Origin of the sequence: Stenotrophomonas sp. JC08 (assembly GCF_052180205.1) — a bacterium.
Taxonomy (GTDB): Bacteria; Pseudomonadota; Gammaproteobacteria; order Xanthomonadales; family Xanthomonadaceae; genus Stenotrophomonas.
Genome location: NZ_CP197473.1, coordinates 1,656,829 through 1,668,811, shown reverse-complemented (window position 1 = coordinate 1,668,811; position 11,983 = coordinate 1,656,829). Strand labels below are relative to the sequence as shown.

Here is an 11,983-nt window from a genome sequence, read left to right as displayed (position 1 = left end):
CGCCCTGTTCCCGTAATGACCTGATGAGCCGTGAATATCTGCGGCGCTGGCGGCTGCATGTCGATGGCGCGCCGATTGCCACCAGCGGCGCCTGGCTGCAGCCGGTAATGACCGCCGACGGCCTGCCGGCGATGCTGAGATTGGCGCGTGATTGCAGCGGAATTGCGCCGGCAGCTGCGGCGCTCGATTGCTGGGCCGGTGATGGCGCGGTGCGGCTGCTTGCCGTCGATGGGCATGCCCTGTTGCTTGAGCGTGCTGTTCCCGGACACTCGCTCTGCGAGCTGCCGTTCGAAGGGAGGGATCAGCAGGCCACCACAGCGTTGTGCAGCGTCGCCGCGCGGCTACATAGTGCTGGCGGGACAAATACGGCAGGGCTGATCCCGCTGCACCACTGGTTCGATGCGCTGCTGCGCCCTGCCCTGCCCCAGCGCGCATTGTTGCGACGCTGTGCCGCACTCGCCCGCCAGCTGCTGGCGCCCCCCTCCGATCCCGTCGTGCTGCATGGCGACCTGCACCACGGCAACGTGCTTGATGGCGGTCGCCGTAGCCTGCTTGCCATCGATCCGAAGGGCCTCTACGGAGATCCCGCGTTCGATTACACGCCGCTGTTCCTGAATCCTGACCTGTATTTCAACGGACGGCGTTTTGCCAGCGTGGCGGCACACTTCGACCGCCGTGTGGCGTGGGTCAGCCAGCAGTCGGCGATTCCGGAGCAGCGCCTGCTGCAATGGATCGCCGCCGGCGCGGGACTGTCTGCCAGCTGGTTCCTGCAGGACGGTGTGGATGCGGACACCAGCCTTGCGGTGGCCGGATTGGCCTTGGCCCGATTGGAGGATTGATTGGCCTCAGGCCGGCTCCATCGTGCACAGCAGCGGATGCTGGTTCATGCGCGAGAATTCGTTGACCTGGGCAACCTTGGTTTCGGCCACTTCGCGGGTGTACACACCGCAGACGCCGCGCCCGCGGGTATGGACGTGCAGCATCACCTGGGTGGCCTGGTCCAGGCTCATGGTGAAAAAGCTCTGCAGCACGGTGACCACGAAATCCATAGGCGTGTAGTCGTCGTTGAGCAGCATCACCTGATACAGCGGTGGCGGCGCGATTTCCGGCTTTCCCGGCGCAACCATCACGCCGTGTTCGCTATCGTGTCGGGTCTTCTGTGACATCCGGCGATTATAGCTTTTTGCCTCTTCCGATTGGACGGGAAGCCCCTGTACCCGCACAATTTGCCGTTGATTCCATTGCAACGGGGGAAACATGAAAAAGATCGTGACAGGAGCTGTTCTGGCAACCGTTCTGGCCGGCATTTCCGGTGCGGCCGTGGCGGGTGAGCCCGATCGCGCCGTGGGCAGGCTGCTTGACGGGTTGGAATACAAGTACGAGATCGACGAGGACGGCGACTACAAGCTGGTGTTCGACATGGAGAATGACCGCACCCAGCTGGTGTTCGTGCGCTCGTCGGTGGAAACCTTCGGCAGCCACCACATCCGCGAGATCTGGTCGCCGGGCTACAAGTCGCCGGGCCCGCAGTTCCCTGCGCTGGTCGGCAATCGCCTGCTGGAAGACTCGCAGTCCTCCAAGCTGGGCAGCTGGGTCAAGCAGGACGACATCGCCATGTTCGTGGTCAAGATCGATGCCGATGCTTCGGCAGATGTGCTCAGCGACGCCATCGATGCGGCAGTCCGCAGCGCCGATGCGATCGAGCTGGAACTGACCGGCAAGGACGAGTACTGATAGTGAGCACAACGGGCAGTCCCCTGCAGCCACCATTGCCGTCCCCGCGCTGGTCGCCACACGTCACCGTGGCGACCGTCGTCGCGCGTGACGGGCAGCTGTTGCTGGTCGAGGAGGAGCGGCAGGGACGCCGGGTGCTGAACCAGCCGGCAGGCCATCTGGAGCCGGAGGAAAGCCTGCTGGAAGCGGCGGTACGGGAAACCCGCGAGGAAACCGGCTGGGACGTGCGCCTGACCGGTTTCATCGGCACCTACCAGTGGCAGGCTGCCGACGGCACCCCGTTCCTGCGCTTCGCCTTTGCTGCCGAGCCGGTCCGCCATCATCCCGGGCAGCCGTTGGATGCCGGGATTCTGCAGGCGTTGTGGCTGACGCCGGCGGCCATCCAGGCCGAATCCACACGCCTGCGCAGCCCGCTGGTGTGGCGCACGGTGTCTGACTGGCAGGCAGGCCAGCACTACCCGCTGTCGCTGTTGCGGACGGTGCAATGAGCCGCCCGGACATCATTGTCGGCGTTTCCGGCGGCGTGGACTCGTCGGTCGCGGCGCTGCTGCTGGTCCAGCAGCAACTGCCGGTGGCCGGGCTGTTCATGCAGAACTGGGCCGACGACGGCTCCGGCGAATGCCGTGCCGAAGAGGACCGCCGCGATGCGGTGGCGGTCTGCGGCCAGCTGGGTATCCCGTTCTACTTCCGCGATTTTTCCAGCGAGTACTGGCAAGGCGTGTTCGAGCATTTCCTCGCCGAATACGCGGCCGGCCGCACGCCCAACCCGGATGTGCTGTGCAACCGGGAAGTGAAGTTCAAGCATTTCCTCGATGCGGCCCGCGAGCTGGGCGCCGAGCGTATCGCCACCGGCCATTACGCGCAGGTGGACCAGCACGCCGGCCGCTGGCGGCTGTTGCGCGGCGCCGATCGCGGCAAGGACCAGAGCTACTTCCTGCACCAGCTGGGGCAGGAACAGCTGGCCGCGACGCTGTTCCCGATCGGGCATCTGGAGAAAACCGCATTGCGCCGGATCGCCCACGAGGCCGGCCTGCAGACCCATGCGAAGAAGGATTCCACCGGAATCTGCTTCATCGGCGAGCGTGATTTCCGCGAGTTCCTCGGCCAGTACCTGCCCGCCCGCCGTGGCGAGATCCGCGATCCGGACGATCAGGTCATCGCCACCCATCCCGGTGTGTTCTATTTCACCCTGGGGCAACGTGAAGGCCTGAATATCGGCGGCGTTCGTGGTCGCCCCGCGGCGCCATGGTTCGTGGTCGGCAAGAACGTCGCCCACAACATCCTTTATGTGGACCAGGGCCACGACAGCCCCTGGCTGCAGTCGCGCTGGCTGCGCAGCGAGCCGATGCACTGGATCGCAGGCACGGCACCGGCGACGGAATTCGAATGCACCGCACAGACCCGCTACCGGCAGCCGGACGAACCGTGCACGGTACGGGTACGCGATGATGGCACCCTGGATGTGCATTTCGCCCGCCCGCAACGGGCTGTGACGCCCGGTCAATCCCTGGTGCTCTACGACGGCCCGGAGTGTCTGGGAGGCGCGGTCATCGCCGCCACCGACGCACCGCTGGAGCGCCGTCTGGGCACGCCACCTTCCCCTTGAGAGGTCACCATGAGTTTTTCCTTTGACGACCGTGTGCTGGCGCTGGCCGGTATCGCCCAGGCGCTGCAGCAGGTCCGGCGGATCGCCGAAACCGGCCATTCCGAGGCCGCGATCGTGCGCACGGCGATGGACAGCGTCATGCGCATCGACGCGCCCACGCCGGAGGCCGTCTACGGCAGTGCCCGGCAGGTGGAGCCGGGATTGCGGCTGCTGCGCGACTATTTCCGCAACCAGGGCAAGGACCAGCTGCTGCCGCGGCTTGCCCTGTCGGTGATGCAGCTGGAGCGTCGCTTCGTGCGTGAGGCCGCCACCGTGGACAAGGTCGACACCGGCATCCGCTCGACCTCGGCACGGCTTGCGGAGCTGGGCGAGAGCAATCACCCCGATGTGCTTGCGGCGATGGCCGAGCTGTACAAGAACAGCATCAGCCAGCTCAAGCCGAAGATCATGGTCCAGGGCAACCCGCACTACCTCAACCAGGCCACGGTGGTAGCGGAGATCCGCGCCCTGCTGCTGGCGGCGGTGCGCTCGGCGGTGCTGTGGCGGCAGCTGGGCGGCAACTACTGGGATTTCCTGTTTTCCCGCAAGGCCATGGTCGAGGCCATCGAGCGCCACCTGCGCTGAGCGAGCGGCATGCGGCGCCGGACACCGCTGCATGCCACCACACGGACATTCCCGGGGAAACCCGCTGTCGGGCTAAAGCTGCCCTGCCTGCGGCCGATACTGCATTCGTGACTCTCCCGAGAACGTCCATGTACCCACGTATTGCAATCCGCCTGGCCGCTCCGCTGGCCCTGACTTTCCTGCTTCCACTGGCTGTCGCCCGTTCGTGGCCATCCCCCGCGATGTGGGCGATCCTGACCACGCTGGTGCTGAGCTGGCTGGTGTTCGCCTATTGGACCGTACAGTCGCAGGTCCAACGCTCGCCCGAGCACGCCAGGGTGCTCAAGGAGCAGGACCAGCTGCTCAATGAGCTGCGCAACTTCGTCAGCAACGAGATCGAAGGCTCGCGCAGTGAAGTCGAGCGCGCCCGCGAGCTGATCCGCCAGGCCGTTGCCGGGCTGGGCAGCAGTTTCGACGCGATGAGCCGCAAGTCGCGGCAGCAGAGCCAGGCGCTGGCGCGGGTGGTTGACCGTACCGGTGAGGAAGGTGGCAACGGCGTCGATGTCGCCCGCTTCGCGCAGAACGCCAGCCAGCAGATGGAACAGCTGGTGGAAGCGCTGGAGCAGGTCAGTGGCCAGAGCAGCAACACCGTCCAGCACATCGACCAGATGGCGCAGCACCTGGATGGCATCTTCGCGCTGCTGGAGGACGTGAAGTCGATCGCCGACCAGACCAACCTGCTGGCGCTGAACGCGGCCATCGAAGCCGCCCGTGCCGGTGAGGCCGGTCGTGGTTTCGCGGTGGTTGCCGATGAGGTCCGCAACCTGTCCGAGCGTTCCACCACGTTCAACGAACAGATCCGCAAGCTGGCGCACAGCTCCAAGGACGCCATCGCCAAGGTGCGCGAGACGGTTTCGCACATGGCTTCACGCGACATGGACCGTTCCCGCGAGGCGCGCCACGAGGCGGCGACGATGCTGGAGAACGTGGCGGCGATCAACGCCTCGCTGGGTGATGGCATGCGCGAGATTTCCGATTGTGGCCGTGCCATCGATAGCAGCGTGGCCGAAGCGGTCCGCGCCCTGCAGTTCGAGGACATCGCCACGCAGGCACTGGGTGGCGTCCATGCCCACCTTGACCGGCTGGGCACGATCAACCGTGAAGCAGTCGCATTGCAGGAGCTGCTGCAGCGTAACGGCGGAGTCATCGACAGCGAGATGGTGACCGCGCTGCAGCGCACTGGCGGCCGCCTGCGCGAACTGCGCAGCGAATGGGAACGTCCGCCGCACAAGCCGGTCACCCAGCAGAGCATGGGCGCCGGTACGGTCGAGCTGTTCTGATCCGGCAAAGGGCGATCAAACAACAAACCCCGGCAGGCCCGGGGTTTGCTGTTTCTGCCGGGTGGACTCTTTGTGCCCGCTTCCACGTGCCGGTGCCGGTTTTTGCCTGTCTGCTCCGCTTCAGCGTCCGCAGCCCGGTTCCCAGCGGACCATTGAACCGGAGCGCGCCCTGGGGCGGCCAAGTCGCCGCGAGTCCACCTGCATGACGGGAGCTGTCGCGACGGGTCCGTCGAAGCGACGTATCGCATCTGCACCCCTGCCGTCTGGTCCGGGCTACAGCTATCGGCTGCCCGTACCTAGATCGCGCTGCAATGCTCGACGATCAACTGGATCGCGCCACCACCGCGGTAGTCGTCGCTGACCAGCCGGTAGGCGATATGGACCTGCGCGGCGGGAGCCGTGCCGGTCCAGCCACCGAAGTGGATCGCATTGAGCGGCGCGGCGATGCCGGGCCGGCGTAGTTCCAGCTTCAGATGGCGCTCCTTCAGCACACGCCACTTCAGCACCTCGAAATGACCGTCGAACAGGGGCTCGGGAAAGCCCTGCCCCCATGGCCCGGCAAGCCGCAACGCCTCGGCGTGGTTGAAATCCAGTTCGGCCGCCGACAGCTCGCCATCGCTGAGCAGCTGCTGTTGCAGCAGCGCCGGGTCCAGTGTCGCCTGCACCTGCTGTTCGAACACGGCGCGGAATTCCTCCAGCCGTTCCAGCGGAAGACTCAGTCCAGCCGCCATCGCATGGCCACCGAACTTGTCCATCAGTCCCGGCCGCGCGGCATGGATCGCCGCCAGCGCATCGCGTATGTGGAAGCCGCTGATCGAACGCGCCGAGCCGCGTAGTGCGGCGCTTCCGGGCTCCGCCGGCGCAAACGCGATCACCGGGCGATGCAGACGGTCCTTCATCTTCGAGGCCACCAGCCCCACCACGCCGGGGTGCCATTCACTGTCGAACAGGCAAACCGCCACCGGCCGACGGCCGTCATCGGCAAGCAGCACCCGGGACACCGCCTGCTCGGCGTCATCGGTCATGATCTGCTGCACCGCGCGCCGCTCGGCGTTGATCTCCTCCAGCAAGGCGGCGATCTCACGCGCCTTGCCGCTGTCTTCGGTCAGCAGCAGTTCGATACCCAGTGCCATGTCCTCCAGCCGGCCGGCAGCGTTGAGCCGCGGCGCAACCGCGAAACCGATATCGCTGGAGGTGAGGCGCCCGGCATCACGGCCACTGACCTCGATCAGCGCCCGCAGGCCGGCGCAGCCCTTGCCCGCACGCAGGCGTCGCAGGCCGGCACCCACCAGTGCGCGGTTGTTGTCATCCAGCGGCACCAGGTCGGCAACGGTGCCGACGGCCACCAGATCCAGCAGCGACAGCAGATCCGGCTCGGTCGCCGCGTTGAAGGCCCCCTGTCCGCGCAGGTGCCGGCGCAGCGCCATCAGCACATAGAAGATGACGCCGACCCCGGCCAGGGCCTTGCTCGGGAACGCATCACCCTCGACATTCGGATCGACGATGGCGTCGGCCGGTGGCAGCTTCTCGCCGGGCAGATGGTGATCGGTGACCAGCACCTGCCAGCCCTGCGCCTTGGCCGCGGCGATGCCGGCATGACAGGCGATGCCATGATCGACGGTCACCAGCAGCTGCGGCTGCAGCGGGGCCAGTTCTTCGACCAGTGAGGGCGACAGCCCATAGCCGTGCACCATGCGATTGGGAACCGCATGGACCACATTGGTGGCGCCGAGCATGCGCAGGCCGCGTACGCCGACCGCACAGGCCGTGGCGCCGTCGCAGTCGAAGTCGCCGACGATCAGGATGCGCTGGTTGCCGGCGATCGCCGCCGCCAGCAACGCGACGGCTTTCTGCATTCCGCCGAGCAGTTCCGGTGCATGCAGCTGCGCCAGTCGCGGCAGCGCCTGCTCGCGGGTGGCCGCCCCGCGCGCGGCATACAGACGCTGCAGCAGCGGCGGCGTGTCATCGCTCCAAAATCCGGCCTCGGCCGGCGGCCGCCGGACGATCTTCAACAGCTCACTCATCGGCCAGGGTCGTGCGTGGCTTCTTCCAGAAATGCCAGCGTTGTGCGCGAGTCAGACGGAAACAGGCGCCATCTTCGAAATCCAAGGTCAATTCAGCCAGCTCACCGCGCCGCATCGCGTCCAGCAATGGGGTGATGGCCTCGTCGGTGAGCTGCTCCAGCGAGCGCAGCTGGCGCAGGTCCACCAGCGCATCCACCGCCTGCTCGCCCCCCAGTCTTATCCCTGCGGCTTTGGCCAGGCCCTGCAGCAGCGCATCACGGCTGCGCACCTGCGCATGCTGGGTGCGTACGGATTCGGGCAGGCCGCCGCTGCCCCAGAACCACAGTGAATTGACCGCACGCTTGCCTTCGGCAACACGCTGTTCGTTCCACGGATGCTGGTGCAATACCACCTGCGCCTCGGTCAACAACGCCCGCCAGCGACGGCCATGCTCCCCTTCGGGCAGGTGCGAGAACAGGTCGTCACCGAGCACGGCTTCCGGATCGGAAAACGCGGGCAGCGGCGTGTCCTCGGGCAGGCGCAGATACCAGCGCGAGGGCGCAGGTGCATCCAGCTGGAAGCCGAAGCCAGCAAACAGGGGCTGCAGCGCCGGCAACAGCGCCGCCACGTCCTCCGGCTCCAGCCGCAGCGTTTCCGCCGACGCCATCAGGCGTGCGCCCTGCATGTCCGGCACGATGTTGGCCGGGTCGGCGCGCAGCCAGAAACCTCCGGCAGCGTCACCGGCATCGACCTCGCGGGTCAGTGCTGCAGCCGACCAGTCGCCGGGTGTGGCGGTGAAATGCCGCCGCAGCTGTGCCAGTTCGCCGGCGGCACCGGACGAATATCCGGCGCGGCCCAGCGCTGCCGCCACCTGCACCGGCAACGCGGCGGCCGGGAAACGGCTGCGTGCCGGCAGCAGCAACGTGGCCCTGGCCATCGTCAGTCGAGGTACTCGACGCTGACGATCTCGTACTCGCGCTGGCCGGCCGGCGCATCGATGACGATGGAATCGCCTTCGTTCTTGCCGATCATCGCCCGTGCCACCGGCGAGGAGATCGCGATCATCGACAGCTTGATGTCGGCTTCCAGATCGCCAACGATCTGGTAGCGCTTTTCCTCGTCGGTCTCCACGTCGGCAAGCACCACGGTCGCGCCAAAGACGACCTTGGTGCCGGCGTTGAGCTTGCTGATGTCGATGACTTCGGCATGCGACAGCTCGCCTTCGAGCTGCTTGATGCGGCCTTCGATGAAGCCCTGCTCCTCGCGCGCGGCGTGGTACTCGGCGTTCTCCTTCAGGTCACCATGCTCGCGTGCCTCGGCGATGGCGGCGATGACCTTGGGGCGCTTTTCCGACTTCAGGTGTTCCAGCTCCTCACGCAGGCGCTGGGCGCCCTTCAGGGTGATCGGGGCTCTCATACTTCCAACTCCTTGTGCAGCTCCTGCAGTGACCAGACCGGGCCGGTACCGCGGAATTCCAGCGATTGCACCAGCGCCTTGGCGCCGGCAACCGTGGTCGAATAGGTGACGCGCTGCTGCAGCGCCTCACGACGGATCGAGAACGAATCGCTGATCGCCGAGCGGCCTTCGGTGGTATTGACGATATAGACGATCTCGCCGTTCTTGATGCTGTCGACGATATGCGGACGGCCTTCCACCACCTTGTTGACCACCTCGCAGGTGTAGCCCTGCTGCTGCAGCCATGCCGCGGTGCCACGGGTGGCGACCAGCGTGTAACCGCGCTCGACCAGTCCCTGCACCGCCGGCAGCACGCGCGGTTTGTCGGCATCGCGCACCGAGATGAACACCTTGCCGACCGGCGGGGTCTTGATGCTGCCCGCTTCCTGTGCGCGCGCGAAGGCGGCGCTGAAGGTCCGGCCCACGCCCATCACCTCGCCGGTGGAACGCATCTCCGGCCCGAGGATCGGGTCCACGCCCTGGAACTTGGCGAACGGGAAGATCGCCTCCTTCACCGAGTAATAATCCGGCACGATTTCCCTGGTCGCACCCTGCTCGGCCAGCGTCTTGCCGGCCATGCAGCGGGCGGCGATCTTGGCCAGCGGCATGCCGGTGGCCTTGGACACGAACGGCACGGTGCGCGAGGCGCGCGGGTTTACTTCCAGCAGGAAGATCACGTCGTTGCCATCGGCATCGGTCTGGATCGCGAACTGGGTGTTCATCAGGCCCACGACCTTCAACGCCTTGGCCAGTTCGGCGACCTGGCGACGCAGCTCGGCCTGGGTCTGCGCCGACAGCGAGTACGGCGGCAGCGAGCAGGACGAGTCACCGGAGTGCACGCCGGCCTCTTCGATGTGCTCCATCACGCCGCCGATCAGCACGTTGCCGTCCTTGTCGCAGATGATGTCCACGTCGGCTTCGACCGCGGCATCGAGGAAGTGGTCCAGCAGTACCGGCGAGTCGTTGGAGACCTTGACCGCATCACGCACGTAACGGGCCAGATCGGATTCGCCGTAGACGATTTCCATCGCGCGGCCACCCAGCACATAGCTCGGGCGCACCACCAGCGGGTAGCCGATCTCACGCGCCAGCAGCAGCGCTTCCTCGGCATTGCGGGCGATGCGGTTCGGCGGCTGCTTCAGGCCGAGCTTGTCGACCAGCTGCTGGAAGCGCTCGCGGTCCTCGGCCAGATCGATCGAGTCCGGCGAGGTACCAATCACCGGCACGCCATTGGCTTCCAAAGCACGCGCCAGCTTCAGCGGGGTCTGGCCGCCGTACTGCACGATCACGCCCTTGGGCTGCTCCAGCTCGACGATCTCCAGCACGTCTTCCAGCGTCAGCGGCTCGAAGTACAGGCGGTCGGAGGTGTCGTAGTCGGTGGAAACGGTTTCCGGGTTGCAGTTGACCATGATGGTTTCATAGCCGTCCTCGCGCAGTGCGAGTGCGGCATGCACGCAGCAGTAGTCGAACTCGATGCCCTGGCCGATGCGGTTCGGGCCACCGCCCAGGATCATGATCTTGTCGCGGTTGCTCGGCGCGGCCTCGCATTCGTCCTCGTAGGTCGAATACAGGTAGGCGGTGCCGGTGGCGAATTCGCCGGCGCAGGAGTCCACGCGCTTGTAGACCGGGCGCACCTTGTGGGCGCGGCGCAGCGCACGGATCGCCGATTCGTTGGTGCCGGTCAGCTCGGCCAGACGCGCATCGGAGAACCCTGCGCGCTTGAGCGCGCGCAGGCGCGTGGCGTCGAGCGAGTCGATACCGCCGGCCTGCACCAGCTTCTCATCGGCGATGATCTCTTCGATCTGGTCGAGGAACCACGGGTCGATATACGACAGTCCGAACACCTCTTCCACGCTGAAGCCGGCGCGGAAGGCGTCGCCGACAAAGAACAGGCGCTCCGGGCCCGGGGCCTTGAGCTCGCGCTTGAGGGTGGTGATGTCGTCCTCGTTGGCCAGGTCCAGCCCGGTCGGATCGAAGCCGATCTTGCCGGTCTCCAGTCCGCGCAGGGCCTTCTGCAGCGATTCCTTGAAGGTGCGGCCCATCGCCATCACCTCGCCCACCGACTTCATCTGGGTGGTCAGGCGCGCATCGGCGGCCGGGAACTTCTCGAACGCGAAACGCGGAATCTTGGTGACGACGTAGTCGATCGACGGTTCGAACGAGGCCGGGGTCAGCCCGCCGGTGATCTCGTTCTTCAATTCGTCCAGCGTGTAGCCGACCGCCAGTTTGGCGGCGACCTTGGCGATCGGGAAACCGGTGGCCTTGGACGCCAGTGCCGAGGAACGCGACACGCGCGGATTCATCTCGATCACCACCACGCGGCCGGTAGTCGGGCTGATGCCGAACTGCACGTTGGAGCCGCCGGTGTCCACACCGATCTTGCGCAGCACGGCCAGCGAGGCATCGCGCAGGCGCTGGTATTCCTTGTCGGTCAGGGTCTGCGCCGGGGCCACGGTGATCGAGTCACCAGTGTGCACGCCCATCGGATCGAGGTTCTCGATCGAGCAGACGATGATGCAGTTGTCGGCGGTGTCGCGCACCACCTCCATCTCGAATTCCTTCCAGCCCAGTACCGACTCTTCCACCAGCACTTCGGACGTCGGCGACAGTTCCAGACCGCGGTTGACGATTTCGATCAGCTCTTCGCGGTTGTAGGCGATGCCGCCACCGCTGCCGCCCAGGGTGAAGGACGGACGGATGATGGTCGGGTAACCCACCGTCGTCTGGATTTCCAGCGCCTCTTCCAGCGTGTGGGCGACGGCAGCCTTCGGGCATTCCAGCCCGATCTCGCCCATCGCCACGCGGAACAGCTCGCGGTCTTCGGCCATGCGGATGGCCTCGCGCTTGGCACCGATCAGCTCGACGTTGTACTTCTCCAGCACGCCGTGGTCGGCCAGGTCCAGTGCGCAGTTCAGCGCGGTCTGGCCGCCCATGGTCGGCAGCAGCGCGTCGGGGCGCTCCTTCTCGATGATCTTCTCGACGGTCTGCCAGTTGATCGGCTCGATGTAGACGGCATCGGCCATCTCCGGGTCGGTCATGATCGTGGCCGGGTTCGAGTTGACCAGCACCACGCGGTAACCCTCGTCGCGCAGCGCCTTGCACGCCTGCGCGCCGGAGTAGTCGAACTCGCAGGCCTGGCCGATGACGATCGGGCCGGCGCCGATGATCAGGATGGTTTTTAGGTCGGTGCGCTTTGGCATTTTCTTCTCTAAGTCAGTACAGCGTGTCTGGGGGAAGTGATC

General features: G+C 66.2%; 11 protein-coding genes. 6 read left to right on the top strand and 5 right to left on the bottom strand.

The genetic code is table 11. The features are described 5' to 3' along the window. The first annotated feature begins 23 nt into the window (after positions 1–23). Positions 24–839: an aminoglycoside phosphotransferase family protein gene (locus ACSBPQ_RS07595; RefSeq protein ID WP_442684409.1), complete on the top strand. Its 816-nt coding sequence runs from the start codon at positions 24–26 to the stop codon at positions 837–839. Positions 840–845: 6 nt separating this feature from the next. Here the strand turns inward: ACSBPQ_RS07595 and clpS are convergent, their stop codons facing one another. Further along, entirely contained in the window at positions 846–1,166 is a 321-nt protein-coding gene (clpS, locus tag ACSBPQ_RS07590) for an ATP-dependent Clp protease adapter ClpS (protein WP_442684408.1), read from the bottom strand. Positions 1,167–1,257: 91 nt separating this feature from the next. Between clpS and ACSBPQ_RS07585 the strand changes: the two genes are divergently transcribed. From ACSBPQ_RS07585 to ACSBPQ_RS07565, 5 genes are all read left to right on the top strand, one after another. Next, the gene (locus tag ACSBPQ_RS07585) at positions 1,258–1,734 is read left to right on the top strand and encodes a hypothetical protein (RefSeq protein WP_442684407.1); all 477 of its coding nucleotides are present in this window, start codon (positions 1,258–1,260) and stop codon (positions 1,732–1,734) included. A gap of 2 nt (positions 1,735–1,736) precedes the next feature. Next, the gene (locus ACSBPQ_RS07580; protein WP_442684406.1) at positions 1,737–2,222 is read left to right on the top strand and encodes an NUDIX hydrolase; all 486 of its coding nucleotides are present in this window, start codon (positions 1,737–1,739) and stop codon (positions 2,220–2,222) included. After that, a complete protein-coding gene (gene mnmA, locus ACSBPQ_RS07575; RefSeq protein ID WP_442684405.1) occupies positions 2,219–3,340 on the top strand; it encodes a tRNA 2-thiouridine(34) synthase MnmA in 1,122 nt (373 codons plus the stop codon). The genes ACSBPQ_RS07580 and mnmA overlap by 4 nt, the downstream gene beginning before the upstream one ends. Before the next feature lie 9 nt (positions 3,341–3,349). Further along, entirely contained in the window at positions 3,350–3,964 is a 615-nt protein-coding gene (gene hflD / locus ACSBPQ_RS07570; protein WP_442684404.1) for a high frequency lysogenization protein HflD, read from the top strand. A 128-nt stretch (positions 3,965–4,092) separates the two neighbouring features. Then, positions 4,093–5,283 (top strand): methyl-accepting chemotaxis protein, encoded by a 1,191-nt coding sequence (locus tag ACSBPQ_RS07565; RefSeq protein ID WP_442684403.1) that lies wholly within the window; start codon positions 4,093–4,095, stop codon positions 5,281–5,283. A 296-nt stretch (positions 5,284–5,579) separates the two neighbouring features. On the opposite strand, the gene recJ is transcribed toward ACSBPQ_RS07565, so the two are convergent. The 4 genes from recJ to carB are packed head-to-tail and all read right to left on the bottom strand — an operon-like array spanning position 5,580 to position 11,941. Further along, the gene (recJ, locus tag ACSBPQ_RS07560) at positions 5,580–7,307 is read right to left on the bottom strand and encodes a single-stranded-DNA-specific exonuclease RecJ (protein WP_442684402.1); all 1,728 of its coding nucleotides are present in this window, start codon (positions 7,305–7,307) and stop codon (positions 5,580–5,582) included. Continuing rightward, the gene (locus ACSBPQ_RS07555) at positions 7,300–8,223 is read right to left on the bottom strand and encodes a phosphoglycerate mutase (protein ID WP_442684401.1); all 924 of its coding nucleotides are present in this window, start codon (positions 8,221–8,223) and stop codon (positions 7,300–7,302) included. The genes recJ and ACSBPQ_RS07555 overlap by 8 nt, the downstream gene beginning before the upstream one ends. A gap of 2 nt (positions 8,224–8,225) precedes the next feature. After that, positions 8,226–8,690, bottom strand: coding sequence for a transcription elongation factor GreA (greA, locus tag ACSBPQ_RS07550; protein ID WP_442684542.1), 465 nt, complete (start codon positions 8,688–8,690; stop codon positions 8,226–8,228). 8 nt (positions 8,691–8,698) lie between these two features. After that, complete coding sequence (gene carB / locus ACSBPQ_RS07545) at positions 8,699–11,941, bottom strand: carbamoyl-phosphate synthase large subunit (RefSeq protein WP_442684400.1); 3,243 nt, start codon at positions 11,939–11,941, stop codon at positions 8,699–8,701. Positions 11,942–11,983 lie beyond the last annotated feature (42 nt).